Raw genomic sequence first — 26,544 nt, forward strand, 5'->3', positions numbered from 1 at the left:
CCGTACGGGGGTTCGGGCTTGATTCACGCGATGGTGTGATCATGTGCAGCGGGGCGGATGACCCGTTCCGGGTGTGGGTAGGGCCGGGGCCATGACGCAGCCGTTCGAACTCCCGCACTTCTACATGCCGCATCCCGCGCGGCTGAACCCGCACGTCGACGCGGCCCGCGCCCACTCGACGCGGTGGGCGCGCGACATGGGCATGCTGGAGGGCTCGGGCATCTGGGAGCAGGCCGACCTCGACGCGCACGACTACGGCCTGCTGTGCGCCTACACACACCCCGACTGCGACGCGGACGCGCTGTCGCTGATCACCGACTGGTACGTGTGGGTCTTCTTCTTCGACGACCACTTCCTGGACATGTACAAGCGCACCCAGGACCGCGCGGCCGGCAAGGCGCACCTGGACCGGCTGCCGCTGTTCATGCCGCTGGACCTCACCACGCCCGTCCCCGAGCCGCGCAACCCGGTCGAGGCGGGGCTCGCGGACCTGTGGGCGCGCACGGTGCCGGCGATGTCCGAGGACTGGCGGCGCCGCTTCGCCGTCTCCACCGAGCACCTGCTGAACGAGTCGATGTGGGAGCTGTCCAACATCAACGAGGGGCGGATCGCCAACCCGGTCGAGTACATCGAGATGCGCCGCAAGGTGGGCGGCGCCCCCTGGTCCGCCGGGCTCGTGGAGTACGCGACCGCCGAGGTCCCGGCCGCCGTCGCGGGCACGCGTCCGCTGCGGGTGCTGATGGAGACGTTCTCCGACGCCGTCCACCTGCGCAACGACCTCTTCTCCTACCAGCGCGAGGTCGAGGACGAGGGGGAGAACAGCAACGGCGTCCTCGTCCTGGAGACGTTCTTCGGCTGCACGACCCAGGAGGCCGCCGACACCGTCAACGACATCCTGACCTCGCGGCTGCACCAGTTCGAGCACACCGCGTTCACCGAGGTGCCCGCCGTCGCGCTGGAGAAGGGGCTGCGCGCCGACGAGCTGGCCGCCGTCGGCGCGTACACCAAGGGGCTCCAGGACTGGCAGTCGGGCGGCCAGGAGTGGCACATGCGCTCCAGCCGGTACATGAACAAGGGCGCCCGGCAGGTCTCCCCCTGGGAGCGGCTGACCGGCCCCGGCACCTCCGCCGCCGACGTCGGCGCCCTGCTCGCCACGGCCGCCGCCGAGCGGCTGCGCGCGTACACCCACGTGCCCCACCAGAAGGTCGGCCCCTCGCTGCTGCCCGAGCTGCGCATGCCGTTCCCGCTGGAGCTGAGCCCCGCGCTGGAGGGCGCGCGCGAGCGGCTGCCGCACTGGATGCACGCGATGGGCATGCTGGAGGAGGGCGTCTGGGACGAGGACAAGCTGCGCGCGGCCGACCTGCCGCTGTGCGCGGCGGGCATCGACCCCGACGCGGACGACGCCGAGCTGGACCTCAGCTCGCAGTGGCTCGCCTGGGGGACCTACGCGGACGACTACTACCCCCTGGTCTTCGGCGGCCGGCGCGACTTCGCGGGCGCCCGGCTCGCCACGGCCCGCCTCTCGCAGTGCATGCCCCTGGACGGCGAGGCCCCGCCCCTCCCGGCCAGCGGCATGGAGCGCGGCCTGACCGACCTGTGGGCGCGCACCACGGCGGGCATGACGGCCGAGGAGCGGCTGCCGCTGAGGCGCGCGGTCGACGTGATGACCGAGAGCTGGCTGTGGGAGCTGTCCAACCAGCTCCAGGGGCGCGTCCCCGACCCGGTCGACTACCTGGAGATGCGGCGCGCGACCTTCGGCTCCGACCTCACCCTGAGCCTCGCCCGCCTCGGCCACGGCCCGGCGGTCCCGCCCGAGGTCTACGCGAGCGGTCCCGTGCGCGCGCTGGAGAACTCCGCGATCGACTACGGGGCCCTCCTCAACGACGTCTTCTCCTACCAGAAGGAGATCGAGTACGAGGGCGAGGTGCACAACGCGATCCTCGTCGTGCAGAACTTCTTCGGCTGCGACTACCCCACGGGCGCCCGTGTCGTCGCCGACCTGATCAACCAGCGCATGGAGCAGTTCGAGCACATCGCCGCCCACGAACTGCCGGTCCTGTACGACGACTTCGCTCTCTCGGCCGAGGCGCGCGCGGCGATGGACGCCTATGTCGCCGATCTGCGGCACTGGATGGCGGGGGTGCTGAACTGGCACCGCCGGGTGGACCGCTACAAGCCGGAGCACCTCGCCCGGCGCGCGCACGGCTTCCTGCCGGACCGGGCGCCGGTGCGGCCGGGGCTTTGGGGGCTTCCGGTTCTTCCGGTGGGGTGAGGGGCTTCCGGCGGGGTGCGGGGCGGACGGAACGGATCAATTCTTACGGAACGGTACATTCCGGGAACCCTGGACGGGGTGCGCTGCGTCTCCTGAGGTGAAGGAACGCTTCATCGCCCACCCAACGGGGGTAGCGCCATCGTGACCGACACCGTCGAGACCTTCGAGCAGACCTACGAGAGCAGCGCACCGGCGGCAGGACCGCGCGAACTGACGCCGTACGCCGCCCCGCTGACCGTCCCGCCCGTCCTGCGCCCCGCCGAGGGCCCGGTGACCCAGGAGACCGAGATAGCCCTGCGGCCCGCCTGGATCCGCCTGCACCCGCAGCTGCCGCCCACCTTGATGTGGGGCTACGACGGGCACGTCCCGGGCCCCACCGTCGAGGTGCGGCGCGGGCAGCGGGTCCGCATCGCCTGGACCAACCGCATACCCAAGGGCGCCGAGTACCCGGTCACGGCCGTCACCGTGCCCGTGCGCGCGCCGGGTACCCCGCCCGCCACCACCGAGCCCGGCCGCGGCGGCGCCGAGCCCGACAAGGACGTCGCCGCCCTGCCCGCCTGGTCCGTGACCCACCTGCACGGCGCCCAGACCGGCGGCGGCAACGACGGCTGGGCCGACAACGCGGTCGGCTCGGGCGACGCCCAGCTCTCCGAGTACCCGAACGAGCACCAGGCCGTCCAGTGGTGGTACCACGACCACGCCATGAACATCACCCGCTGGAACGTGATGACCGGCCTCTACGGGACCTACCTCCTGCGCGACGACGAGGAGGATGCCCTGGGCCTGCCCTCGGGCGACCGCGAGATCCCCCTGCTGATCGCCGACCGCAACCTCGACACCGACGAGGACGGCACCCTCAACGGCCGCCTGCTGCACAAGACGGTGACCGTCCAGCAGAGCAACCCCGAGACCGGCATGCCCGTCACCATCCCGTTCTCCGGCCCGTACACCACCGTCAACGGCCGCATCTGGCCGTACGCCGACGTCGAGGCCGGCTGGTACCGCTTCCGGCTCCTGAACGCCTCCAACGCGCGCATCTACAACTTCGTCCTGATCGACGAGGACGGCACCCCGGTGCCCGGCGTCGTCCACCAGATCGGCAGCGACGGCGGCCTCCTGCCGCGCCCCGTGCCGATCGACTTCGACGCCGTCATGCCCACGCTGATCGCCGCCCCCGCCGAGCGCTTCGACCTCCTCTTCGACCTCCGGGGCTTCGAGGGGCGCACGCTGCGGCTCGTCAACAAGGGGCCCGGGCAGGCTCCCGGGGTGCCCGACCCGGCGGGTGATGTGCGCTACCCGGACGTTCTGGAGTTCCGCGTCGGCGGCGCGTGCGCGCAGGACGCCTTCGAACTCCCCGAGGTGCTCTCCGGCTCCTTCCGCCGCCTCACCCACGACACCCCGCACGGCCACCGCCTCGTCCTGCTCACCCCGCCCGGCACCAAGGGCGGCGGAGGACACCCCGAGATCTGGGAGATGGCGGCCCTGGACAGCGCCGACGGCCTCCAGCTGCCCGCCGACGGCATCGTCCAGGTCACCGGCGCCGACGGCGTCACCAAGACCTACCGGCGCATCGCGCGGACCTTCAACGACGGCCTGGGCTTCACCCTCGCCGAGGGCACCCACGAACAGTGGACCTTCCTCAACCTCTCCGGCATCACCCACCCCATGCACATCCACCTGGCCGACTTCCAGATCCTCGGCCGCGACACCTACGACGTCACCGGCTTCCGCCCCGACGCCGGCGGCACCGCCACCCCCGTCGTCCTCGACCCGGCCACCCCGGGCCCCGTCCCGCCCAACGAGCACGGCTACAAGGACGTCTTCCGCGCCCTCGGCGGCCAGGGCCTGCGCGTCATGGGCCTGTTCGACGGCGCCTACGGGCGGTTCATGTACCACTGCCACCTGCTGGAGCACGAGGACATGGGCATGATGCGGCCCTTCGTCGTCATGCCGCCCGAGGCGATGAAGTTCGACCATGGGGGGCATGGCGGGCACGGGGGGCACATGGGGTGACGGCGGGCTGCCCGCGCGGGATGGTCTTCTGCGCGTCGGCGATCCGCGCGCGGAGGCCGTTCAGTGATCCACGCGCGCGCGGGTGGCGTGCTCCACCGCGGCTCGCGCCAGCGCCCGGATCACCGGGTGGGGGCGCGAGCCGTCGCCGTGCAGCTCCGGCTGGAAGAGGGTGGCCAGGAAGAAGGGGTGGCCCGGGAGTTCGGCGATCCTGGGGGCGCCCTCGTCGTCGTGGCCGGTGAAGCGCATCCCGTGCGCGCGCAGGGTGTCCAGGTGGCGCGAGGGGCCGTACGCGCAGAAGTACCGCTCGACACTGCGCCGCGCGCCGGTCGCGGCCTCCGCGAGGGTGTTGGGCCCGATGGTGACGGCGGCCTCGTGGCCGACCAGGGAGCAGGCCAGCGGGGTGATCATCGGGTCGGGGGCGCCGGGGTCGTTCTCGGCGTGCGCCGCGTCCGGCAGCCCGCAGACGTCGCGGGCGAACTCCAGCAGCGCGTGCTGGAACCCGCCGCACGTCCCCAGGAACGGCACGCCCTCCACGCGCGCGCTGCGGATCGCCGCCAGCACCCCCGCCTCACTGCGGTACGGGCTGCCCGGCAGCACCCACACGGCGTCGAAGCCGCGCACCGCCCCCTCGGCCGCCGCGTCCTCGGAGGGGATCCAGTAGGCGTCCAGGACCAGCCGGTCCCGCACGGCGAGCGCCTCCAGGAGCGCCGGGATCCGTGTGTGCGAGACGACGTGCGGGGAGCGGTCCCCGACCAGGGCGACACGAGCGGTGTGCGAAGTCATGCCGTCCATCCTGGAAGCCGCCCGGGTTCACGTCCAACGATGATTCCTGGACTGTCCATCAGCAGAACTGATGACACCCTGGCGGTATGGACCCCCACCTCCTGCGCACCTACGCCACCGTCGCCCGCCTCGCCTCCTTCTCGGCCGCCGCCCGCGAGCTGGGCTACACCCAGTCCGCCGTCTCGCAGCACATCGCGGCCCTGGAACAGGACCTGGGAGCCCCGCTGCTGACCCGCCGCCCCGTGACCCCGACACCGGCCGGAGAACGCCTCCTGGAGCACGTGGGCCCCCTCCTGCTCCGCCTGGCGGCCGCCCGCGCCGACGTCGTACGGATGGCCGCCGCGCCCGCGTACGGTCTGACGCTCGCCGCCGCCCCGACCGCGCTCGGCGCCCGCGTGCTCGCCGCGCTGCCGCCCGCCGGGGTCACCCTGCGCGTCCTTCCGCGCGCGGACGTCTGCGCGGAGGTCGCCGCCGGCCGGGCCGACCTCGGGCTGGCCGACGGGCTGACCGCGCCCAGCGATCCGCTGCGGCTGCCCGACGTGGCCCCGCTGGCCACGACCGGCGTCGCCGAGGGCCCCGTGCACGTCCTGCTGCCGGCGGGCCACCCGCTCGCCGCGCGCCCCGGGCTGCGCCTCGCCGACCTCGCCGACGCGCGCTGGCTCGACGCCCCCGACACCGCCCTCCCGCTGACCCAGATCCGCGCGGCGAGCGGCGACGGCTTCCGCGCGGCCCTGCGGTACGACGGGACGGACGTCCGCGTCCTCACCGCCCTGGTCGCCGCGGGGCACGGGCTTGCCCTGCTGCCCCGCGAGGCCGCCGAGCGCGTTCCCGGGACGGTCGCCGTACCGGTCGCGGCACCGCGCGTGGTGCATCGGGTGGAGCTGGTGTCCGGAGGGGGAGTGGGAGGGGCGGCGCGGGAGTTCGCGCGGGCGCTGGGGTGATTCTTTGAGGCGTCGCCTTGGGGAGGCGTTCCCTTGGGCTGAGGGCGTTCCCTTGGGCGAGTTGGGGGCGTCCCCTTGGGCGAGCTGAGGGCGTTCCCTTTGAGTGCGGGGGTGTCCCGCGCGCGTGCGGGACCGTCGCCACTACCTCCCCAAGAGCCCCGCCAGTCTCACTCGTTCGTGTCTCGTCGGGTGGCTGCGGGCCGGGTAGAGCATCAGCCGGAGGCGATCCCCATGGAACAGACTGTGTTGCGGCCCAAGCCCCTGCCCGGTGGCGAGCGGACCGGTGGTGACGGCGGCCGGCCGCATGCCGCGCGGCGGCGCCGGCGGCGGCTGACGAGCCTGCTGTTCGGGCTGCTCACGGGAACGGTGCTGGTGCTGTGCGGCGTCGGGCTCGGGACGGTCGGGACGACGGTGATCGGGATGAGCAGGCCGGGGGAGCTGCGGCAGGGGGTGGGGGTGGGGGCGGGTTCGGGGGCTCCCGGGGGTGGGGCTTCGGCGGCGGTGAGGTCCGCGCCCGCTTCTGTTGCGCCGGGGGCTGGTTCGTCGGGAGCCGGTTCGTCGGGGGCCGGTGCGGCGCCCGCGCGGGCCGCTCTCGGGATGGAGGTCGTGGATGCGGCGGGGGCGGGTGCGGAGGTCGTCGGGGTGCATGTGCCGGGGCCGGGGCACGCGGCGGGGCTGGTGCGCGGGGACGTGCTGGTGGCGTTCGGCGGGGTGCGGGTCGGGTCGGCGGCGGACCTGGTGCGTGAGGTCGGGCGGGCGCGGCCGGGGCGGGGTGTCGGGGTGACGGTGCTGCATCGCGCAGGGGACCGGCAGCGGCTGACGATCGTGCCCGGGGTCGTCGTCTGAGGGCCTGAGGGTCTGAGGGGAGGGCGGTGGGTCGTCCGCTGCGGTCGTATCGGATGATCAGCGGGTAAATGTCGGGGCCTGTGGAAAACCTCCGGCCCGCCTCGGCCGGATACGCCACGATGGGCGCAGGCCGCGTCGCCGGTGCGGGACGCGGCGGACCGGCTCGCGCGGCCCCCGCCGCCCGGGCAGGATGCTGCCCGTAGCCCCGCTCCCGTCGAGGAGGCCCGCATGACCCCCTTCACCGCCGACGACCACCGGGCCCGGCTGGAGCGCGCCGCCCGCGCCGCCGCCGACGCCGGCCTCGCGGGGCTCCTCGTCGCGCCGGGCCCCGACCTGACCTGGCTCACCGGCTACACGCCGACGGCGATCACCGAACGGCTCACCCTCCTCGTCCTCGCCCCGGGCCGCGACCCCGTCCTCGTCGTCCCCGCCCTGGAGGCCCCGGACGCCGCCAAGGCCCCCGGCGCGCCCGCGCTCACCCTGCGGGACTGGACCGACGGCAAGGACCCGTACGCGCTCACCGCCGGCCTCCTCGACGCCCGCGGCCGGTACGGCGTCAGCGACAACACGTGGGCGCTGCACCTGCTGGCCCTCCAGCGGACCCTGCCGGACACGGCCCACGCGCCGCTCACCGAGGCCCTGCCCCTGCTGCGCGCCGTCAAGGACGCGGCGGAGCTTGAGCTGATGGCCGCGGCCGGCGCGGCGGCCGACGCCGCGTTCGAGGAGATCCGCGAGACGCCCTTCGCGGGCCGCCGCGAGTCCGAGGTGGGCGCCGACCTCGCCCGGCTGCTGCGCGCCCACGGGCACGAGCAGGTCGACTTCACCATCGTCGGCTCGGGCCCCAACGGCGCCAATCCGCACCACGAGATGGGCGACCGCGTCATCGAGCGCGGCGACATGGTCGTCCTCGACTTCGGCGGACTGCGCGACGGCTACGGCTCCGACACCACCCGCACCGTCCACGTCGGCGAGCCCACCGAGGAGGAGCGCCGCGTCCACGACATCGTGCGCGCCGCCCAGGAGGCCGGATTCCGGGCCGTGCGCCCGGGAGCCGCCTGCCAGGACGTCGACCGGGCCGCCCGCGCGGTCATCGCCGACGCCGGGTACGGCGAGCGGTTCATCCACCGCACCGGGCACGGCATCGGGGTCACCACCCATGAACCGCCCTACATGATCGAGGGCGAGGAACAGCCCCTGCTGCCCGGCATGTGCTTCTCCGTCGAACCCGGGATCTATCTGCCCGGCCGCTTCGGGGTGCGCATCGAGGACATCGTCACCGTCACCGAGGACGGCGGGCGCCGGCTCAACACCACCACGCGCGAGCTGGTCATAGTCGACTGAAGCCCCCGGCAGCCCCCGACCACCCCGACCTGTGACGGCGCGACCATGACCCAGGCAGCGACACCCACCGCGGACACCGTCCGCAGACTCGCCCGCACCCTCCTGAAGGACGGCCCCGCCGACGGGCCCGACGTACGCCCGGTCGCCCCGGGCGAGGGCCACTCCACCTGGTGGGTCGGCCCGCGCCATGTGCTGCGCCTCGCGCCCGACCGTGAGGCCGCCGCCCGTCAGCGCCGCGAGCTGCGGCTGCGGGACGTGATCCGCCCGCACGTGCCCGTGGCCGTCCCCGCGAGCGTGGCGCACGGCGAGTGGTCACCCGGGCTGACGTACACCCTCGACACCCTGGTGCCCGGCGGCACCGCCGAGGAGCACGACGTGTCGGCCGTCGGCGAGGCCGACCTCGCCGGGCTGCTCACCGGACTGCGCGAGGTGCCGGTACGGCAGGCCGAGGCGCTCGGGGTGCCGCGCGCCGCCCCGCGCTCCCTGGAGGCGCTGCGCCGCATGGCCGTCCAGGCCGCCGAACGCCTCGCCGGGGCCGACGAGTTCGACCCCGCGCGGCTGCGCCAGCTCACCCCGCCCGGCGCCGCCCAGCTCGCCGCGCAGCCCGCGCCCGCCGTCCTCGTCCACCACCGGCTGTGCGCCGAGCACCTGGTGCTGAGCGCCGACGGACGCGTGCGCGGTGTCCTCGACTGGACCGACGTCGTCCTGGGCGACCCCGCCGAGGACATCGCCGGCCTCGCCCTGGCCGTCGGCTCCGGCGCCGCCGTCCGCGCGGCCACCCTCGCCGGCTACGGCGCCCGCCCCTGCCTGCGCGGCCTGTGGCTGGCCCGCTGCGACACCCTCGTCCGCCTGGCCGCCCTCCTGGACGGCCCGCCCACCGCCCTCCCTGCCGCCCGCACGCACCTGAGACGCGCCTGGGAGGCGATCATGCTGGAGCGGGTCACGGAGCTGAAGGGGGACGGTGACGAGGACGAGTAGGGCCCTCTCAGTCCTGTTCCAGGACCACGCACGACTCCCCGGGCAGCCGCAGCAGGCCGTCGCTCCCCGGGGGGTCCACGGGGTGCCAGGCGGCCAGGACGCGGGCCGGGCGGGGGCCCAGGGGGACGGCTGCCGGGGTGGCGGCGAGGTTGACGGCGACGCGCAGGTCGCCGCGGCGGCAGGCGAGCCAGCGGGCGTCCTCGTCGAAGGCGACGCGGACCTCCCCGAGACCGGGGGCGGTCAGGTCGGGGTGGGCGGCGCGCAGGGCGATCAGCTCCCGGTACCAGGCCAGCACGCGCGCGTGGGGCTCGCGGGCGGGCTCCGACCAGTCCAGGCAGGACCGCTCCCGGGTCGCCGGGTCCTGCGGGTCGGGCACGTCCTCCTCGGCCCAGCCGTGCGCCGCGAACTCCCGCCGCCTGCCCCGCCGTACGGCGTCCGCGAGGGCCGGGTCGGTGTGGTCGGTGAAGAACTGCCAGGGGGTGCCCGCGGCCCACTCCTCGCCCATGAACAGCATCGGCGTGAACGGCCCCGTCAGCGTCAGCGCCGCCGCGCACGCGAGGAGGCCGGGGGAGAGGGACGCGGCGAGGCGGTCGCCCTGCGCGCGGTTGCCGATCTGGTCGTGGGTCTGGCTGTAGCCCAGCAGCCGGTGGGCGCCCACCCGCGCGCGGTCCAGCGGACGCCCGTGCCGGCGCCCCCGGAACGCCGAGGGGGTCCCGTCGTGGAAGAAACCGCGCGTGAGGGTCTTGGCGAGCGCCGCCAGGGGAGCGCGCGCGAAGTCCGCGTAGTAGCCCTGGGACTCACCGGTCAGCGCGGTGTGCAGGGCGTGATGGAAGTCGTCGTTCCACTGGGCGTGCACCCCGAGGCCGTGCTCCGCGCGCGGGGTGATCACCCGGGGGTCGTTCAGGTCGGACTCGGCGATCAGGAACAGCGGCCGGCCCGTCTCGGCGGCGAGCGCGTCGACGGCCGCCGACAGCTCCTCCAGGAACGGGTACGCGCGCGTGTCCTTCAGCGCGTGCACCGCGTCGAGCCGCAGCCCGTCCAGCCGGAAGTCCCGCAGCCACGCGAGCGCGCTGCCCACCAGGAAGTCCCGCACCTCGTCCGACCCCGGCGCGTCCAGGTTCACCGCCGCACCCCAGGGCGTGTGATGACGGTCCGTGAAGTACGGCCCGAACGCGGGCAGATGGTTGCCCGAGGGCCCCAGGTGGTTGTGCACGACGTCCAGGACCACGCCGACGCCCAGCGCGTGCGCCTCGTCCACGAACCGCTTCAGCGCGCCGGGGCCGCCGTACGGCTCGTGCACCGCCCACAAGGACACCCCCTCGTACCCCCAGCCGTGCCGGCCAGGGAACGGGCACAGGGGCATCAGCTCGACGTGGGTGACGCCCAGGTCCGCGAGATGGCCGAGGCGGGCGGCGGCGGCGTCCAGGGTGCCCTCGGGGGTGAACGTGCCGACGTGCAGCTCGTACAGGACCGCCCCGCGCAGCGGACGCCCCGGCCACGGCGCGCGCCACGCGTGGGCGCCCTGGTCGACGACCGCGCTCAGCCCGTCGGGGCCGTCCGGCTGGCGCCGCGAGCGCGGGTCGGGGAGCACGGGGCCGTCGTCCACCGCGAAGCCGTAGCGCGAGCCGTCCGCCGCCTCGGCCTCGCCCGTCCACCATCCCGGGCGCTCCGGATCGCGCTCCAGCGCGCGCGGGGCGCCGTCGCAATGGAGCGTCACTTCGGCGGCCTGCGGTGCCCACACCTCGAACTGCACGGACGGTTCCCCTTCGTCGCTCCAGCGCGCTGTCACCGGCCCGGCGCCGGACGGCCCGTCCATCGTGCCGCCCCCGCCGCCCGATCCGCCGCCGGAACGCGGCTTTCCGTAACGGTGTCGCTCCAGGGACCTCCCCTTTTCTGGACACCCCGGGGGCGGCTGACCGACAATCAGCCGCGTGACGTCGTCCTTCGAGTTCAACACGTATCCCGCGCGGCTCTCCGACGCGGAGCGCGACAAGGCGCTCAAGGCGCTGCGGGACGGCGTCGCCATGGGCCGTCTGTCGCACGACACGTTCATCCGCCGCATGGAACTGGCCCTGGCCGCCCGCCGCGTCGACGAACTCGCCGTCCTCACCGCCGACCTGCCCCGCCAGAAGGGCATCTCCCGGATGGTGTTCGGCACCGTCGGGGCCGTCTCCGGGTTCACCGTACGGCTGCGCAGCGCCTGGCGCGCCGAGCGGCTGCCCAAGCTGCTCCTGCCCCACCCCGAAGCCGCCCAGGGGCTGCGCATCGGCCGGGACCCGGCGAGCGGGCTGCGGCTCACCCACGAGAGCGTCTCGCGCGTCCACGCCGAACTCGGCCGGCAGGGCGGCATGTGGATCCTGCGCGACCTCGGGTCCACCAACGGGACGACCGTCAACGGGCGCCGGGTGATCGGCGCGGCCGTCGTGCGCGAGGGGGACCAGATCTCGTTCGGGAGCGTGGGCTTCCGGCTGGCGGCGGACTGACGTTCGTACGAACATGTCAACTGGGTAAGGGGAGTTGCCCACCTTCGGGTGAGCGTTCCTAGGGTGTGCGCGCCGGTGTGCCGATGCACAGGGAATGACTCGTCTCTCCCTGCCCGCAGTGGCCCCGCACCGCCTCCTGGCCGCCGCCGCCGTCCTGCTGCTCGCCGTCTGCGCCGCCCCCGCCCAGGCGACCGCCGGCCGTGACCGCATCCCCGGCAACTGGCTCCAGCTCAGCCTCACCACCGGCAACTCCCAGTCCAGCGACACCCGGGGCACCCTCCTGATGTGCAACCCGCCCCAGGGGCACTCCCGTGCGGTGGAGGCCTGCCGTCAACTCGCCGCCGCGCACGGGGACATCGACAAGATCCCGCACGAGAACACCATCTGCAACATGATCTACGCCCCGGTCACGGCCTCCGCGCGGGGCGTCTGGGACGGGCGGCGCGTCGAGTACCGGCACACGTTCGGCAACGCGTGCGAGATGGGCGCGCAGACGGGGGCGGTGTTCGCGCTGGACAAGTAAGGGCCCTGCTTCAAGCCGCCCTCCCGCGCGCGTGCAGCGCCGCCGCGACCACCGTGCGGGACTGTAGCTCCACCTGGTCGGCCAGCGGCACCCAGCGCGCGTGGAAGTGATCGGCGAACGAGGCGCTCCACACGCGCACGAGGTGCTCGACGCGCGGCGCCGCGCTGTCGCCCTGCTCGCGCAGGACCCGCAGCAGCATGGCCGCCGCCCGCAGCGGGAGCCGGCGGCCGAAGGCGTCGACACTGCTGACGTACGCCCGGGTCGAGTCGGCCGGCGGGGTGCCGTCCCAGTCGTCGGCGAGGCCCGGCACCAGGTCCAGGCCCCAGCGGGCCGCCCGCAGCAGGGGGCTGTCGGGGCCCTGAAGGCCCGTCAGCGCCCCCGCGGCGGCCTCCTGGACCTCTCCCGCCTCCCGCCGCAGCCGGGCCGCCAGAAGCCGCAGGGCCGCCGCCGGATCGGGGTGCGGCGCCCGGTCGCCGACCCGGTCGCTCGCCCACATCGGCACCTCCACGATCGCCGTGAGGCCGCCGTAGTGGTGCGTGCGGTACCAGGTGCTGCGCCGGGCGTCGTCCGGCATGCTCGGGTAGGCCGCGCCCGCGCCGGGCCCCGGCATCACATGCACGCCGGGGCCCGACACCGGCCAGCCCACCGCGTCCGAGGCGCCGGCCTCCAGCGGGATGCCCAGCTCCGCCGCCGACGCCGCGAACGGCGCGGCGAGCCCGGGGATGTCCCGGGTGAGCTGCACCCAGCTGCCGCCCAGGTCGGTGCCGTGCAGCGACACCTGGAGGTAGGGCCGCAGCTCGTCGATGACGCCGGTCAGCGCGCGCGTCTCGGGCGGCAGCCGGTCCGGCGGCAGTTCGGCCGGCGACCACTCCGGCTGCTCGGGACCTGCCGGGCGGTAGAAACCCAGGTGGTACTCCAGCAGGCTGCGCGGCGCCGGCGCCGTGTGCAGGCTCGCGCCGTCGGGGTCGGCGCACACCAGGAAGTGCCAGGAACGCCCCGCGCGCAGGCGCTGTTCGCGCACCACCCGTTCGGCGAGCGCCAGCAGCGTGGGCCCGCCGGTCTGCTCGTTGGCGTGCGCGCCCGCGACGACCAGGACGGCCCTCGGGGCGTGCCCCACCGACAGCAGGTGCAGCGGCCGTCCCGCGCGGGACGCGCCCACCTGCCGCACAGCGCACAGACCCGGCCGGTGCGCGGCCAATGCGCGCGCGGAGGCGGTCAGTTCGGTCAGTGTGGGGTAGCGCGGCTCCGGCAAGACTCACCCCCGTCGCCTTCGTCCTGCGTCGCCATCTCCCACTACCCCACGCCCGCCAGACGGTGTCAAGCGGATGCCGGCAGGCCTTACCCGCTCCTCAGACAGCGGGGCGCCCGCTCTCGGGAGCAGCGTCCGAAAGGCCGCCCCGCGCCCTGGGTTCACTCCCCGACCCGCTCCAGCAGCCCCACCGGCAGCTCCCCGAACCACTCCGCCACGCGCGCGTGCCCGGTGAACTCCCGCCCGGGGACGAGGACGTCGGCCCACCGCCCCGGCGGCAGCGCGAGCCGCGTCCCCCGCCAGCCGCCCGCGCGCGCGAGCCGCAGCGACAGCCGGGTCACCGCCGCGACGACGGTCCCGGAGCGCGCGTACGCTACACAGTGCTCCCCGGCCGGCCCCTCGGCGGCCAGCGGGGCGTACGACGCGGCCGTCCCGAACGCCTCGGGGCGCCGGCGCCGCAGCCGCAGCGCGGCGGCCGTCAACGCGGCCTTGTCGTCGGCCTCTTGGGGCGGGAACACGGCCGGCCGCCGGTTGTCGGGGTCGACGAGCGCCCGGTACTCGGCCTCGGCGCCCTGGTACACGTCCGGCACCCCGGGCATCGTCAGATGGACGAGCGCCGTCCCCAGGACGTTCGCGCGGATGTGCGGCGCGAGGCGCGCGCGCAGCGCCTGCACGCGCGCGCCGGGCGCCCCGCACGGACCCGCCGCCACGAACGCCTCCACGGCCTCCTCGTACGCGCCCTGCCGCTCGGTCCAGCTGGTGCGCAGCCCCGCCTCCCGCACCTGCTTCAGCAGCGCCTCCCGCACGCGCGCGGGGTCGGCGGGGCCGAGCCCGAACACCGTCTGCCAGGCCGCCCACGCCAGATGCGCGTCCGGGACGGCGCCCGTCTCCCGGCCGGCCTCCGTGAGAAGCGTGTCCCAGTGCGCGGGGCACTCGGTGAGCACCGCGAGCGCGGCCCGCACGTCGGCGCTGCGCTTGGTGTCGTGCGTCGTGACGACCGTCCCGGTGGCCGGCCAGTCGCGCTGCACGCGCGCGCAGTACGCGTGGAACCGCTCCGGCGCCACGGCGGGCGCCCCCGGTTCCCCGCCGACCTCCGTCGCCGACAGCAGCGGCACGTACCGGTAGAACGCCGTGTCCTCCACGGACTTGGCCCGCAGCGCCGACGAGGTCTGCGCGAACCGCACCCGCAGCCCGGCCCCTTCGGGCACGTCCTCGACCAGCAGCCGCCGCACGACGTCCACGGCGGCTGCCTCCTCGGGGACGGTGAAGGCGGCGCGGGCCTCGGCGGCGGCCTTCTCGGTGAGGACGGCCGACGGGTCGTCACCGGCGTAGGGGCGGTAGACCTCCAGGCGGACCAGGAGTTCCGTCAGGGCCGTGCGCAGGGCCCAGGGGGCGCGGTCGCGGGCGGCGGGGTCGGGGGAGGCGGCGCAGGCGCGGACGGCCGTGCGGGTCAGCCGGTCCAGTTCGGCGGCGAGTTCGTGGGTGATCACCGCGTACGCGGCCCGGCGGACGGTCACCGCCCAGTCGCCGCCCAGATCGGCCTGTACGCCCGTGTGACGGCCGTACAGCTCCCGCAGGTCCCCCGCTCCCTCCGGGTCCGTGAAGAGGCCGTCCACGTGCCGCAGGGCGTCGTAGCCGGTGGTGCCGGCCACCGGCCAGGAGCGGGGCAGGTGTTCGCCGTCGGCGAGGATCTTCTCGACGACCGTCCAGCGGCCCCCGGCCGCCTCGCGCAGCCGCTCCAGGTAGCCGCCGGGGTCGGCGAGGCCGTCGGGGTGGTCCACGCGCAGGCCGTCCAGGACGCCCTCCGCCAGCAGCCGCAGCAGCGTGCCGTGGGTGGCCGCGAAGACCTCCGGGTCCTCCACGCGCACGCCGATCAGCTCCGAGACGCTGAAGAACCGCCGGTAGTTGAGTTCCGTGCGCGCCAGCCGCCACCACACCGGGCGCCACCACTGGGCGGCCAGCAGCTCCTCCAGCGGCAGCCCGTCCGTGCCCGCCCGCAGCGGCAGCACGTGGTCGTGGTAGCGCAGCGTCCCGTCCCCGACCCGCAGCCGCTCCAGCTCCTCGCCGAGCGGGCCCCCGAGGACGGGCAGCAGCACCTGCCCGCCGCACGCCTCCCAGTCGATGTCGAACCAGCGCGCGTACGGCGACGCGGGCCCCTCGCGCAGCACCTCCCACAGGGCCCGGTTGTGCCGGGGCGCCATCGCCATGTGGTTCGGCACGACGTCCGCGACCAGCCCCAGCCCGTGCCCCCGCGCCGTGCGCGCCAGTTCCCGCAGCCCCGCCTCGCCGCCCAGCTCCCCGCGCACGCGCGTGTGGTCGACGACGTCGTACCCGTGGGACGAGCCCGGCACGGACTCCAGGACCGGTGACAGATGCAGGTGCGAGACGCCGAGGTCCGCCAGGTACGGGACGGCCGCCGCCGCGTCCGCGAAGGTGAACGCGGGCTGGAGCTGGAGCCGGTAGGTGGCCGTGGGGACCGGGTGGCGAGGGGTCATGCCCCTTGCGTACCCGCCCGGCGGGCGTTCTGCGCGCCCACGACACGCGGGGCGCGCTTCCCGGACCGCACCGGGCCGGGCCCCCGCTAGGCCGGCCGCCGCAGCACCAGCACGCTGCGGTCCACCAGCGTCAGCCGGTCGCCCGCCGCCACCTTCACCGCCTTCGCGGCCGACCCCGCGTCGCCTTCCGTCACCGACTCGGGCCGGTCGGTGTCGACGACCACCTGCCACTGCCGGCCGTGGTCCGGCGGCACCACGAACTCCAGCGTCCGGGGCGAGGCGTTGAACATCAGCAGGAACGAGTCGTCGGCGATCCGCTCGCCCCGGGGGCCCGGCTCGGAGATCGCGTTGCCGTTGAGGAACACCGTCAGGGCGGACGCCCGCGCCGACGTCCAGTCCTGCGGCGTCATCTCCCGGCCGTCCGGGGTCAGCCAGGCGATGTCCGACAGGTCGTCGTGGGTGCCCTCCACGGGACGGCCGTGGAAGAAGCGCCGGCGCCGGAACACCGGGTGCTCCCGGCGCAGCCACACCAGCGCGCGCGTGAAGGCGAACAGTTCGCTGTCGCCCTGCGGCCACTCGACCCAGGACAGCTCGCCGTCCTGGCAGTAGGCGTTGTTGTTGCCGCCCTGGCTGCGCGCGAACTCGTCGCCGTGGCTGAGCATCGGCACCCCCTGGGACAGCATCAGGGTGGTGACGAAGTTGCGCATCTGGCGCGCCCGCAGCCGCAGCACCCCAGGGTCGTCGCTCTCGCCCTCCACCCCGCAGTTCCAGGACCGGTTGTGGCTCTCGCCGTCCCGGTTGTCCTCCCCGTTGGCCTGGTTGTGCTTCTCGTCGTACGACACCAGGTCGCGCAGCGTGAAACCGTCGTGGCAGGTCACGAAGTTGATCGAGGCCAGCGGGCGGCGGCCGTCGCCCTGGTAGAGGTCCGAGGAGCCGGTCAGCCGGGAGGCGAACTCCGCCAGGGTGCGCTGCTCGCCGCGCCACAGGTCGCGCACGGTGTCGCGGTACTTGCCGTTCCACTCGGTCCACAGCGGCGGGAAGTTGCCCACCTGGTAGCCGCCCTCACCGACGTCCCAGGGCTCCGCGATCAGCTTCACCTGGGACACCACCGGGTCCTGCTGCACCAGGTCGAAGAACGACGACAGCCGGTCCACCTCGTGGAACTGCCGCGCCAGGGTCGCCGCCAGGTCGAAGCGGAAGCCGTCGACATGCATCTCGGTCACCCAGTACCGCAGCGAATCCATGATCATCTGGAGGACGTGCGGGGAGCGCATCAGCAGCGAATTGCCCGTCCCCGTGGTGTCCGTGTAGTACCGCTGATCGTCCGCCAGCCGGTAGTAACCAGGGTTGTCGAGCCCCCTGAAGGACAGCGTCGGCCCCAGGTGACTGCCTTCCGCGGTGTGGTTGTAGACGACGTCCAGGATGACCTCGATGCCCGCCGCGTGCAGCGCCCGCACCGCCGACTTGAACTCCAGGACCTGCTGCCCGCGATCACCCCAGGACGCGTACGTGTTGTGCGGCGCGAAGAAGCCGATCGTGTTGTAGCCCCAGTAGTTGCGCAGCCCCAGGTCGGCCAGCCGGTGGTCGTCGACGAACTGGTGCACCGGCATCAGCTCCAGGGCCGTCACCCCCAGCCGCGTCAGATGCTCGATCACCGCCGGGTGCGCGAGCCCCGCGTAGGTGCCCCGCAGCTCCTCGGGGAGCGCCGGGTGGCGCATCGTCAGGCCCTTCACATGGGCCTCGTAGATCACCGTGTGGTGGTACTCCGTGCGCGGGGGACGGTCGTCGCCCCAGTCGAAGTACGGGTTCACCACCACCGACGTCATCGCGTGCGGGGCGGAGTCCAGGTCGTTGCGCCGCTCCGGCTCCCCGAAGCGGTAGCCGTACACCTCCTCGCCCCAGCGCACCGCCCCGGCGACCGCCTTCGCGTACGGGTCCAGCAGCAGCTTCGCCGAGTTGCAGCGCAACCCGCGCGCGGGCTCGTACGGGCCGTGCGCCCTGAACCCGTACCGCTGTCCGGGCATCACTCCTGGGAGGTACGCGTGCCGTACGAAGGCGTCGCTCTCCCGCAGTTCCACCGCCGTCTCCGAGCCGTCGTCGTGCAGCAGACACAGCTCCACTCGGTCCGCGGCCTCCGTGAAGACCGCGAAGTTCGTACCGGCGCCGTCGTACGTGGCGCCCAGGGGATACGCCTGTCCAGGCCAGACCTGCATGGGACGACTCTCCCAGGTGCGGCACGCTCCATGGGGTCACTCGCGCTCCCCAGGGCGCGCCGTCCGCCCCGCGCGCGGGGCAACGGGCGGGCGAAATCTAGAAGGTTGAGTGCGACCCTGTCCATCCGGCTGCACCCGCGACCACTCCCGGAGTACCCTTCCTTGATCGTTGGCACGGGGACAACCCAGGGGTGTGGAAGGCGGTGCTCGGGTGGGCTCGGGAGGGCTGGAGCTGCCCCCTGGTGACGAGGGTCACGAGGGGAGCTCCGCAGACATCCCGCCCGGCACGGTGTCCCTGGCCAGACCCATGGAGACGGGCGCCATCGGGCCGGAGCTGGACTGGGACGCCGACGCCTGGCGCGAGGTGCGCACCCGCGCCCAGCGGGCCGGCCGCGCCTACATCTGGCTGAACCTCGTCGAACAGCGCCTGCGCGCGGTCGTCGCGGCCGTCCTGCGGCCCGTCTACGAACCCGTCCACGGCGACGAATGGGTCGTCGCCGCCGCCGGACCCGCCGGCCAGGAATGGGTGCAGCGCGCCGTCGCCGTGCGCGAGGTCAGCCGCCGCAAGGGCTACCTCCTCGACCCGGCCGACGACAACGTCATCTCGTTCCTGACCCTGCCCCAGCTGCGCGAGCTGATGGTCCAGCACTGGCCCTGCTTCGAGCCCTACTTCGACGACCGCCGCGACCTCGAACTCGCCCTGGACGAGCTGGAGGTCACCCGCAACGTCGTCTCCCGCAACCGGGCGCTGTCCAAGACCGTCCTCAGCCAGGCCGAACGCGCCTCCTCACGGCTGCTGGAGATGCTCGGCACCGGCGGCGGCGCGCCCTCCGCGCGCAGGCTGCCCGTCGACGCCGTCGAGGACCTCGTGGGCGACCGGTACGCCGACGTCGTCGCCGTCCACTCCGACCGCGTCCGCCTGATGCGGCAGTTCCCCGCCGAGGACCTCTTCGGCGGCGCCCGCAGGCTCGACGCCATCGGCATCGGCCTCAACCTCCTCGTGCAGAACTTCTCCGGCCGCCGCCTGATCCGCCTCGCGGAGGCGGGCGCGCGCGTACGGCTGCTGTTCCTCAACCCCGCCTCCAGCGCCGTCAAGCGCCGCGAGCGCGAACTCGGCATCAAACGCGGCGAGCTGAGCCGCGCGGTGGAGATGAACATCCTGCACGTGCGCCGCGTGCGCTCCCGGCTGCGCGACCCCGACGCCTTCCAGATCCAGGTCTACGACGAGACGCCGCGCTTCACGGCCTACCTCGTCGACGGCGACGGCTCCGACGGCGTCGCGGTCGTCCAGTCGTACCTGCGGGGCATGCGCGGGATGGAGGCGCCGGTGCTGGTGCTGCGCAGCGCGAACCGGGTGCTCAGGTCCGACGGCCTCGACGAGGGCGGGCTCTTCCCGGCGTACCGCGAGGAGTTCGAGCTGGCGTGGTCGGATTCGCGGCCGGTGTCCTGAAGTCGCCTTGAATGTCCGGGATTTCCGGGTTTTCCCGGGCTGAGCGGAAGGCGGTCCTCCGATTGTCAGTGGTGCGTGGGAAGGTGGGGACCACTGGGGGAAGCACCACCGAGAAGGGGGGCCGTCATGGCCTGGCACCAGGAGCTGATGATCGGGTTCGACCTGGAGACGACGGGCACGGACCCGCGTGAGGCGCGCATCGTCACCGCCGCCGTGATCGAGGTCGAGGCCGGCCGCGAACGCGGGCGCAGGGAATGGCTCGCCGATCCGGGCGTGGAGATCCCGGCCGACGCGGTCGCCGTGCACGGCATCAGCAACGAACGCGCGAGCGCGCAGGGCCGCCCCGCCGACGAGGTCGCCGACGCCGTCGCGGGCGCCCTCGTCGACGCCTGGCAGTCCGGCGTCCCGGTCGTCGCCTACAACGCGGCCTTCGACCTCACCCTGCTCGCCGCCGAACTCCACCGGCACGGGCTGCCGTCCCTGCGCGAGCGGCTCGGCGGGCAGGAGCCGGCGCCGGTCGTCGACCCGTACACCGTCGACCGGCACGTCGACCGCTACCGCCGGGGCAAGCGCAACCTTGAGGCCGTCTGCGCCGAGTACGGCATCACGCTCGGCTCCGCGCACAACGCCGCCGCCGACGCCCTCGCCGCCGCGCGGCTCGCCCGCGCGATAGCCGACCGGTACCCGAAGGTCGCCGAGCAGTCCCCGGCCGAGCTGCACCGCAGCCAGATCGGCTGGTACGCCGAGTGGGCCGCCGACTTCCAGGCGTTCCTCCGGCGCAAGGGGGAGGCAGACGCGGTGGTGGAGGGGGTCTGGCCGGTGCGGGAGGTGGTGGGGCAGGGGGCGTAGCGGGGTTTTCTCGGGGAGGGGCGCGGGAGGTCAAGGAGCCTGTGTACGAGGGGAGTCGAGGGGCCCGGGGTGTGTGCCGGGCCGGGGCGGCGGGCGTCCCTCAGGGCGGCCGGGCGGTCAGAACGGGTACCAGCGCACCGACTCGTCGCCGTCGCGCAGCGAGGCCACCCGGCGTTCGAACTCCGCGCGCGCCTTGGGGTTGGCCGGGGCGTGCTGGGCGACCCAGGCGCAGCTCGCGGTCTCGCGGGCGCCGCGCAGGACCGCGCAGCCGGACCACTCGCGCACGTCCCAGCCGTACGTCCCGGTGAACGCGTCGTAGGCCGCGTCCGGTACGCCGTAGCGGTCGTGGGACAGCGCCATGACGACCAGGTCGTGCTCGCGCAGATCCGCCGAGAAGGTCTCCAGGTCGACCAGGACGGGGCCGTCGGGGCCGATGTGGACGTTGCGCGGCAGCGCGTCCCCGTGGATCGGGCCCGGCGTCAGATACGGCGTCAGGGCCGCCGAGGCCGCCGCGAAGCCGTCGCGCCGCTCCCGCAGGTACGCCGCGTCCGCCGGGTCGACCGCGTCGCCCGCGAGCCGCAGCCAGCGCTCCACGCCGGAGAGCAGGTCCCGCGCGGGCAGCGCGAACGGCGGCGCCGGCAAAGCGTGCACGAGGCGCAGCAGTCCGGCCAGGTCGCGGGGTTCGGCGGGGCGTACGGGGTCCGGCAGCCGGTGCCACACCGTCACCGGGTGCCCGTCGGCCAGCAGCGGCTCGGGCGCCGCCGCCCGCACCGCCGGCACGCCCTCCCGCGCGAGCCATCCGGCGATCGCCAGCTCGCGCCGCGCGCGGTCGAGGAGGGTGGCGTCCCGGCCCACCTTCACGACCGTGCCGCCCGCCGCGAACACCGCGTTCTCGCCCAGCGCGAGCAGCGCCGCGTCCGCCGGCAGCAGCCCGGTGCCGGCCAGCACCTCACGCGCGCGTGCCTCGTCCATTCGCCCTGTCCTCCGTCTCACCGCGCGGCCATCGCCCGGCCGCACGTCCGCTGTCGCCGCGCCATGCCGACACCGGTACGCCGCGCGGCCGTCGGTATTCGGCCATGTGGGGGTCAGTGTCGCATTCGGGGCGGGGGTGCCCGAGGGCGGTATGCCTGGGGTGGGCCGGCGGTGTGCCGAAAACCCTTTGCCCCCCTCGCCGTCCCCTCCCTACCGTGTTCCCGTGGCAGCACAAGCGATCATCAACACCGGTCTCGGCCGGGGCAGCACGCATTACGTCAGAATGCGTCGCCGTCCCGGAGCCCTGACCGGTCCGGGGAACGGCGCCCAGTGACGGCCGAGGCCGGCGGACGGAGTCCGTCGCCGGCCGTGCCCGCCGACGGCTGAGCCGCAGCGGCGCCTCTTCTTCCCGCATGCCTGGCAGGGCGCACCGATGTGCGCCCCTTCGGCATGCCCTCCTCCTGTCTTCCGGTCGGGGCCACGGCTGCCCGTACCCCACCCACGGAAGACAAGGACACGAGCCCATGGCCCGTCCCCGCATCGCACCCCGCCGCGCCTTCTCGCAGAACTTCCTCACCGACCGCGCCACCGCCCGCCGCCTCGCCCAACTCGCCGTCCCCGAAGGCAAAACGGCACCCCTGCTGCTCGAAGTCGGCCCAGGACAAGGCGCGTTGACCGAACACCTCGCCCCCCGCTGCCGCGAACTGCGCGCCTACGAGATCGACCCCCGCCTCCTGCCGGGACTGCGCGACCGCTTCGCACACACCCCCCAAGTCACCGTCATCGGCGCCGACTTCCTCACCGCCACACCCCCGCGCACCCCCTTCTCCGTCGCCGGCAACCTCCCCTTCGCCGGCACCTCCGCCATCGTCGACTGGTGCCTGCGCGCCCCCGCCCTCACCGACGCCACCCTCCTGACCCAACTCGAGTACGCCCGCAAACGCACCGGGGACTACGGGAGTTGGACCCTGCTGACGGTACGGACCTGGCCCCGGTTCGACTGGCGGCTGGTCGCCCGGGTACCGCGTACGAGGTTCTGGCCGGCCCCGCGCGTCGACGCCGGCGTCGTACGCCTCGAACGCCGTCCCGTTCCCCTGATCTCCCCGGACCGGTACGGGAGTTGGTGCCGTCTGGTCGAGCTGGGCTTCTCCGGTGTCGGTGGCTCGCTGCACGCCTCGCTGCGCCGGGGGTGGGCCAAGCGCCGGGTGGACGCGGCGTTCGGGGCGGCGGGGATCGGGCAGCGGGCGCTGGTGGGGGAGGTGGCGCCGGAGCGGTGGCTGCGGCTGCACGGGGTGCTGTGCGGGGAGGGGGCGCGCGGGCTGTCGTGACGCCCGGGTTCTGACGACGCGGGCCGCGTCCCAGGGGCGCCGGCCCGCTCACCCCCTAGGGTGACGCCCATGACGACGATGTACGCCGCCCTCCTGCGCGGAATCAACGTGGGCGGCAACCGCAAGCTCCCGATGGCCGAACTGCGGACCCTGATGACCGGCCTCGGGTACACCAGGGTCGCCACCCATCTCCAGAGCGGGCAGGCCGTGTTCGCCGTCGGGCGGGGGGACGAGGAGTCTTTGGCCGCCGATCTCGCGGGGGCGATCGGGGAGCGGTTCGGGTACGACGTCGATGTGCTCGTCCGCGATCACGCGTATCTCAAGGCGATCGTCGACAACTGTCCTTTTCCGTCGGCGGAGTTGGCGGCCAAGCAGCTGCATGTCACCTACTTCTCCGCGCCGGTGGACGCGGCCCGCTTCGCCGAGGTCGACTCCGCCGCTCACCTTCCCGAGGAGTTCCGGGTCGGGGACCGTGCCCTCTATCTCTACGCCCCCGACGGCCTCGGCCGGTCCAAGCTCGCCGAACAGCTCGCCCGGCCGCGCCTCACCAAGGGGCTGATCGCCACCAGCCGTAACTGGAACACGGTGACGAAACTCGTCGAACTGACCGCCGGGTGAGGCTACTTGGCGAGGGTCAGCCGCTCCAGCTGCGCCGGTGACAGGTGTACGGCCGCGGCGGCCAGGTTCTCGTCCAGGTGGGCCCGCGATCCTGTGCCCGGTGTCGGGCACAGGACGGGGGAGCGGTGCAGCAGCCATGCCAGGGCGATCTGTGCCGGGGTGGCGGCGTGGGCGGCGGCGATCTCCGTGCACGCCGGGTCCGTGGTGAGGGTTCCGTTGCCCAGCGGGAACCAGGGGAGGAACGCGATCCCGCGCTGCTCGCACAGCTCCAACAGGGGCTCCGAGGAGCGGTCTTGGAGGTTGTAGCGGTTCTGGACGGCCGCGATCGGGGTCAACTCCAGGGCGGACAGGAGCTGTTCGGGGGTGATCGTGTCGAGGCCGATGTGGCGGATCTTTCCCTCCGCCTGCAACTCGGTGAGTGCGCCCAGCTGTTCGGCCATCGGGACGGTCGTATCGATGCGGTGCAGCTGGTAGAGGTCGATACGGTCCAGGCGCAGCCGGCGCAGGCTCGCCTCGCACATCGCGCGCAGGCGCTCGGGGCGGGCGTCGGTGTGCCAGGCGCTGTCGCTGGTGCGGACGACTCCGCCCTTCGTCGCGATCACCAGTTCCGGGGGGTACGGGTGCAGTGCCTCGGCCACCAGCTCCTCGGCGAGGTACGGCCCGTAGTTGTCGGCGGTGTCGATCAGCGTCACCCCGAGTTCCACGGCCCGCCGAAGCAGGGCCACGGCGTCCCGGGGGTCCCCGCGAGGACCCCAGTAACCGGCACCGGTCAGCTGAGCGGTGCCGAAACCTAGGCGGCGGAGGGGGAGTTGGCGGGCCAGGTGGAAGGTGTCGGCGGGGTGGCTGTGGGTTGCCGGAGCCCCCGTGCCCGCCCAAGAACCCCCACCCCATCCGCTCATTTCATGAACCCTACACATTCCTGTGCGAAGCTCACCCCATGCGCTACATCATCATCGGAGCAGGAGCCGTCGGCGGTGCGATCGGTGGGCGGCTTGCCGGGGCCGGGCGGGAGGTCGTGCTGGTCGCGCGTGGTGCGCATCATGCCGCGTTGGCCGAGAGCGGGCTCCGACTCCGGGTTCCCGAGGGTGAGTTGACGTACCGGCTGCCCGTCGTCGACTCGCCCGGCCCGCTCGGTGAGCTGCGCGCCGACGACGTGCTCGTCCTCGCCGTCAAGACGCAGGACAGCGAGGGCGCGCTGGCCGCGTGGGGGGCCGCCCCGGTCGCCGGGGGCGGCAGCGCGGGTGAGCGGCTGCCGTTGCTGTGCGCCCAGAACGGCGTCGAGAGCCAGCGGATCGCCCTGCGGCGCTTCGCCCATGTGTACGGCGTCTGCGTGTGGCTGCCGGCCACGCATGTCGAACCCGGTGTGGTGGCCGCCGCCGGCAGTCCATGCACCGGCATCCTCCACCTCGGGCGCTATCCGCACGGCACCGACGAGGTCGCCCACCGGGTCGCCGCCGATCTCCGGCAGGCCGAGTTCGAGGCGCCGGTCGTTCCCGATGTGACCCGCTGGCAGTACGCCAAGCTGCTCACGAATCTCGGCAACTCCCTTGAGGCGCTGGGTGGTACGGATGCCGTCGTCGCGCTCGGCGAGCAGACGCGGGCGGAGGGGCGGGCGGTTCTGAAGGCGGCCGGGATCGCGTTCGCCGACCCGGCGGAGGAGAGGGCGGTGCGCGCCGACAAAATCACCCTCGTCCCGCTCCCCGGCACCTCCCGCGAGGGCGGCTCCTCCTGGCAGTCCCTCGCACGCGGCACCGGCAGCATCGAGGCCGACTACCTCAACGGCGAGATCGCTCTTCTGGGCCGGCTGCACGGGATCCCGACCCCGCTGAACGACCTGCTCCAGCGACTGGCCAACACCGCTGCCCGCGAACGCCGTTCGGCGGGATCGATGCCGGTGCCGGAACTGATGCGGCTGGCGGAGAAGGCGGGGGTGCGGGGACAGGGGGCCGGGGAGCTTTAGCGGACGCGGCGCGGCTGGAACTGCGGCGCGGCCAGGATTGCGGCTCGGCCGGAACTACAGCGCGGCTCGGCCGGCATCGCGCCGCCGCCCGAGCCCACCCCCGCCGCCCGAGCCGCGCCACCCTTTGAGCTGCGGCGCAGAGGCGCGAGCTCGGCTCCGCCCCCGCTGCCTGCCCCCGGCCCTGCCGCTCGAACTCCGGCCCTGCCCGCGCTCAAGCCGCCCCGGCCCCGCCGCTCGAACTCCGACCTCGCCCGCGCTCAAGCCCACCCCCGCCGCCCGAGCCGCGCCGTCCTTTGAGCTGCGGCGCAGAGGCGCGAGCTCGCCCCCCGCCCCGCCGCCTGCCCCCGGCCCCGCCGCTCGAACTCCGGCCCCGCCCGCGCTCAAGCCACCCCCCGGCCCCCACTCCAAGCCCGCAGCACTCCCCGCCCCCGAGCCCGCACCGCCCCCCAAGCCACGGCCCCCCCACTCACAGACAACCCCCCTCAACCCCCCACCACCCCCACCAACTCCCTCCCCACCACCACCTCGTCATACCTCCCCCACACCACCCGAGCCACCTCCTCCGCCGCCCCCAACACCCCCCCGACCACATCCGCCCCCACCGCCCCCCGAGCAATCCGGTCCGGCAGAAACCCCGGCGCCAATACGTACGGCGCGACAGCCACCCGTGCGCACCCCCCCTCCCGCAGCTCCCGTACCGCCTCCTCCGTCCGAGGAAGGGCCGCGGAGGCGAACGCGGGTCGCACGGCGCACCAACCTGTGCGCCACCACTCCCGCGCGATGTCGGCGATCACCGCGATCGCCTCCGGGTCGGTGGACCCCGCCGAGGCCAGCACGACCCCGGTCGAGGACTTGTCGGCGGGGCTCAACCCCGCCTCGTACAAACGCCGTTCCAGCGCGGACAGCAGCAGCGGGGAGGGGCCGAGGACCTCCGTCTGGCGGATGCGCAGACTCGGCGGGGCGGCCTGGAGGACCGCCGGGATGTCCGACTTGGCGTGGAACGCGCGGGTCAGCAGCAGCGGCAGGGCCACGACGTCGTCGGCGCCCTCCGCCGCCAGCGACTCCAACACCCCTTGCACGGAAGGGACGTCGAAGTCGAGGAAGCCGGTCTCCACCCGCAGGCCCGGCCGCATCGAGCGGACCCGGCGCACCAGCGCGCGGACCGTCGCGGCGTGCCGCGGATCACGGCTGCCGTGGGCGATGAGGAGGAGAACCGGCTTGCCTGGCACG

General features: G+C 74.3%; 21 protein-coding genes. 13 read left to right on the forward strand and 8 right to left on the reverse strand.

The features are described from left to right. The first annotated feature begins 91 nt into the window (after positions 1-91). On the forward strand, positions 92-2,272 hold the full coding sequence (cyc2, locus tag ACYUD3_RS01525) for a germacradienol/geosmin synthase Cyc2 (RefSeq protein ID WP_470962201.1): 2,181 nt from the start codon (positions 92-94) through the stop codon (positions 2,270-2,272). A gap of 141 nt (positions 2,273-2,413) precedes the next feature. Next, a complete protein-coding gene (gene phsA, locus ACYUD3_RS01530) occupies positions 2,414-4,285 on the forward strand; it encodes an O-aminophenol oxidase PhsA (protein ID WP_470962204.1) in 1,872 nt (623 codons plus the stop codon). 60 nt (positions 4,286-4,345) lie between these two features. Here phsA and ACYUD3_RS01535 read toward each other — a convergent pair whose 3' ends face one another. Beyond that, on the reverse strand, positions 4,346-5,068 hold the full coding sequence (locus tag ACYUD3_RS01535) for a CTP synthase C-terminal region-related (seleno)protein (RefSeq protein ID WP_470962208.1): 723 nt from the start codon (positions 5,066-5,068) through the stop codon (positions 4,346-4,348). An 86-nt stretch (positions 5,069-5,154) separates the two neighbouring features. On the opposite strand from ACYUD3_RS01535, the gene ACYUD3_RS01540 reads away from it, so the two are divergent. From ACYUD3_RS01540 to ACYUD3_RS01555, 4 genes are all read left to right on the forward strand, one after another. After that, positions 5,155-6,009: a LysR family transcriptional regulator gene (locus ACYUD3_RS01540; protein WP_470962211.1), complete on the forward strand. Its 855-nt coding sequence runs from the start codon at positions 5,155-5,157 to the stop codon at positions 6,007-6,009. A 231-nt stretch (positions 6,010-6,240) separates the two neighbouring features. Then, on the forward strand, positions 6,241-6,855 hold the full coding sequence (locus tag ACYUD3_RS01545) for a PDZ domain-containing protein (protein ID WP_470962214.1): 615 nt from the start codon (positions 6,241-6,243) through the stop codon (positions 6,853-6,855). A 228-nt stretch (positions 6,856-7,083) separates the two neighbouring features. Beyond that, positions 7,084-8,196 (forward strand): M24 family metallopeptidase, encoded by a 1,113-nt coding sequence (locus ACYUD3_RS01550; protein ID WP_470962217.1) that lies wholly within the window; start codon positions 7,084-7,086, stop codon positions 8,194-8,196. Positions 8,197-8,241: 45 nt separating this feature from the next. After that, positions 8,242-9,174, forward strand: coding sequence for an aminoglycoside phosphotransferase family protein (locus ACYUD3_RS01555; RefSeq protein WP_470962220.1), 933 nt, complete (start codon positions 8,242-8,244; stop codon positions 9,172-9,174). Between the two features lie 7 nt (positions 9,175-9,181). On the opposite strand, the gene treZ is transcribed toward ACYUD3_RS01555, so the two are convergent. After that, positions 9,182-10,927, reverse strand: coding sequence for a malto-oligosyltrehalose trehalohydrolase (gene treZ, locus ACYUD3_RS01560; RefSeq protein WP_470962223.1), 1,746 nt, complete (start codon positions 10,925-10,927; stop codon positions 9,182-9,184). A gap of 178 nt (positions 10,928-11,105) precedes the next feature. Here treZ and ACYUD3_RS01565 point away from each other — a divergent pair, with 178 nt between their 5' ends. Both ACYUD3_RS01565 and ACYUD3_RS01570 read left to right on the forward strand, forming a co-directional pair. After that, the gene (locus ACYUD3_RS01565; RefSeq protein WP_470962226.1) at positions 11,106-11,657 is read left to right on the forward strand and encodes an FHA domain-containing protein; all 552 of its coding nucleotides are present in this window, start codon (positions 11,106-11,108) and stop codon (positions 11,655-11,657) included. Between the two features lie 94 nt (positions 11,658-11,751). Continuing rightward, positions 11,752-12,180, forward strand: a complete 429-nt coding sequence (locus ACYUD3_RS01570) for an SSI family serine proteinase inhibitor (RefSeq protein WP_470962229.1) — start codon at positions 11,752-11,754, stop codon at positions 12,178-12,180. A gap of 10 nt (positions 12,181-12,190) precedes the next feature. Here ACYUD3_RS01570 and ACYUD3_RS01575 read toward each other — a convergent pair whose 3' ends face one another. From ACYUD3_RS01575 to glgX, 3 genes are all read right to left on the reverse strand, one after another. Continuing rightward, entirely contained in the window at positions 12,191-13,432 is a 1,242-nt protein-coding gene (locus ACYUD3_RS01575; protein WP_470962232.1) for a M14 family zinc carboxypeptidase, read from the reverse strand. 158 nt (positions 13,433-13,590) lie between these two features. Then, entirely contained in the window at positions 13,591-15,924 is a 2,334-nt protein-coding gene (gene treY / locus ACYUD3_RS01580; protein WP_470962235.1) for a malto-oligosyltrehalose synthase, read from the reverse strand. An 86-nt stretch (positions 15,925-16,010) separates the two neighbouring features. After that, positions 16,011-18,137 (reverse strand): glycogen debranching protein GlgX, encoded by a 2,127-nt coding sequence (gene glgX / locus ACYUD3_RS01585; protein ID WP_470962238.1) that lies wholly within the window; start codon positions 18,135-18,137, stop codon positions 16,011-16,013. 211 nt (positions 18,138-18,348) lie between these two features. Here glgX and ACYUD3_RS01590 point away from each other — a divergent pair, with 211 nt between their 5' ends. Both ACYUD3_RS01590 and ACYUD3_RS01595 read left to right on the forward strand, forming a co-directional pair. Further along, positions 18,349-19,587 carry an SAV2148 family HEPN domain-containing protein gene (locus ACYUD3_RS01590; protein ID WP_470962242.1) on the forward strand — a complete coding sequence of 413 codons (1,239 nt, stop codon included), beginning with the start codon at positions 18,349-18,351 and terminating at the stop codon, positions 19,585-19,587. A 126-nt stretch (positions 19,588-19,713) separates the two neighbouring features. After that, on the forward strand, positions 19,714-20,436 hold the full coding sequence (locus ACYUD3_RS01595; protein ID WP_470962245.1) for an exonuclease domain-containing protein: 723 nt from the start codon (positions 19,714-19,716) through the stop codon (positions 20,434-20,436). A 117-nt stretch (positions 20,437-20,553) separates the two neighbouring features. Here ACYUD3_RS01595 and ACYUD3_RS01600 read toward each other — a convergent pair whose 3' ends face one another. After that, positions 20,554-21,408 (reverse strand): phosphotransferase, encoded by an 855-nt coding sequence (locus ACYUD3_RS01600; protein WP_470962248.1) that lies wholly within the window; start codon positions 21,406-21,408, stop codon positions 20,554-20,556. Between the two features lie 524 nt (positions 21,409-21,932). Between ACYUD3_RS01600 and erm the strand changes: the two genes are divergently transcribed. Beyond that, entirely contained in the window at positions 21,933-22,736 is an 804-nt protein-coding gene (erm, locus tag ACYUD3_RS01605; RefSeq protein ID WP_470962251.1) for an ErmE/ErmH/ErmO/ErmR family 23S rRNA (adenine(2058)-N(6))-methyltransferase, read from the forward strand. Positions 22,737-22,805: 69 nt separating this feature from the next. After that, positions 22,806-23,354, forward strand: coding sequence for a DUF1697 domain-containing protein (locus ACYUD3_RS01610; protein WP_470962254.1), 549 nt, complete (start codon positions 22,806-22,808; stop codon positions 23,352-23,354). A gap of 2 nt (positions 23,355-23,356) precedes the next feature. Here the strand turns inward: ACYUD3_RS01610 and ACYUD3_RS01615 are convergent, their stop codons facing one another. Continuing rightward, complete coding sequence (locus tag ACYUD3_RS01615) at positions 23,357-24,253, reverse strand: aldo/keto reductase (RefSeq protein WP_470962257.1); 897 nt, start codon at positions 24,251-24,253, stop codon at positions 23,357-23,359. A 38-nt stretch (positions 24,254-24,291) separates the two neighbouring features. On the opposite strand from ACYUD3_RS01615, the gene ACYUD3_RS01620 reads away from it, so the two are divergent. Next, positions 24,292-25,314: a ketopantoate reductase family protein gene (locus ACYUD3_RS01620; RefSeq protein ID WP_470962260.1), complete on the forward strand. Its 1,023-nt coding sequence runs from the start codon at positions 24,292-24,294 to the stop codon at positions 25,312-25,314. A gap of 482 nt (positions 25,315-25,796) precedes the next feature. Here the strand turns inward: ACYUD3_RS01620 and ACYUD3_RS01625 are convergent, their stop codons facing one another. Next, positions 25,797-26,543: a sirohydrochlorin chelatase gene (locus tag ACYUD3_RS01625; RefSeq protein ID WP_470962263.1), complete on the reverse strand. Its 747-nt coding sequence runs from the start codon at positions 26,541-26,543 to the stop codon at positions 25,797-25,799. Position 26,544 lies beyond the last annotated feature (1 nt).

It is taken from the genome of Streptomyces sp. AMJ-169 (genome assembly GCF_055597585.1).

Bases quoted from the DNA above. Each gene is read 5' to 3' on its own strand.
- glgX (WP_470962238.1), bottom strand. From the start codon at position 18,137: ATGCAGGTCTGGCCTGGACAGGCGTATCCCCTGGGCGCCACGTACGAC.
- ACYUD3_RS01615 (WP_470962257.1), bottom strand. From the start codon at position 24,253: ATGAGCGGATGGGGTGGGGGTTCTTGGGCGGGCACGGGGGCTCCGGCA.
- treY (WP_470962235.1), bottom strand. From the start codon at position 15,924: ATGACCCCTCGCCACCCGGTCCCCACGGCCACCTACCGGCTCCAGCTC.
- ACYUD3_RS01620 (WP_470962260.1), top strand. From the start codon at position 24,292: ATGCGCTACATCATCATCGGAGCAGGAGCCGTCGGCGGTGCGATCGGT.
- ACYUD3_RS01595 (WP_470962245.1), top strand. From the start codon at position 19,714: ATGGCCTGGCACCAGGAGCTGATGATCGGGTTCGACCTGGAGACGACG.
- ACYUD3_RS01535 (WP_470962208.1), bottom strand. From the start codon at position 5,068: ATGACTTCGCACACCGCTCGTGTCGCCCTGGTCGGGGACCGCTCCCCG.
- erm (WP_470962251.1), top strand. From the start codon at position 21,933: ATGGCCCGTCCCCGCATCGCACCCCGCCGCGCCTTCTCGCAGAACTTC.
- ACYUD3_RS01540 (WP_470962211.1), top strand. From the start codon at position 5,155: ATGGACCCCCACCTCCTGCGCACCTACGCCACCGTCGCCCGCCTCGCC.
- ACYUD3_RS01610 (WP_470962254.1), top strand. From the start codon at position 22,806: ATGACGACGATGTACGCCGCCCTCCTGCGCGGAATCAACGTGGGCGGC.
- ACYUD3_RS01550 (WP_470962217.1), top strand. From the start codon at position 7,084: ATGACCCCCTTCACCGCCGACGACCACCGGGCCCGGCTGGAGCGCGCC.
- cyc2 (WP_470962201.1), top strand. From the start codon at position 92: ATGACGCAGCCGTTCGAACTCCCGCACTTCTACATGCCGCATCCCGCG.
- ACYUD3_RS01545 (WP_470962214.1), top strand. From the start codon at position 6,241: ATGGAACAGACTGTGTTGCGGCCCAAGCCCCTGCCCGGTGGCGAGCGG.
- ACYUD3_RS01555 (WP_470962220.1), top strand. From the start codon at position 8,242: ATGACCCAGGCAGCGACACCCACCGCGGACACCGTCCGCAGACTCGCC.
- ACYUD3_RS01570 (WP_470962229.1), top strand. From the start codon at position 11,752: ATGACTCGTCTCTCCCTGCCCGCAGTGGCCCCGCACCGCCTCCTGGCC.
- ACYUD3_RS01600 (WP_470962248.1), bottom strand. From the start codon at position 21,408: ATGGACGAGGCACGCGCGCGTGAGGTGCTGGCCGGCACCGGGCTGCTG.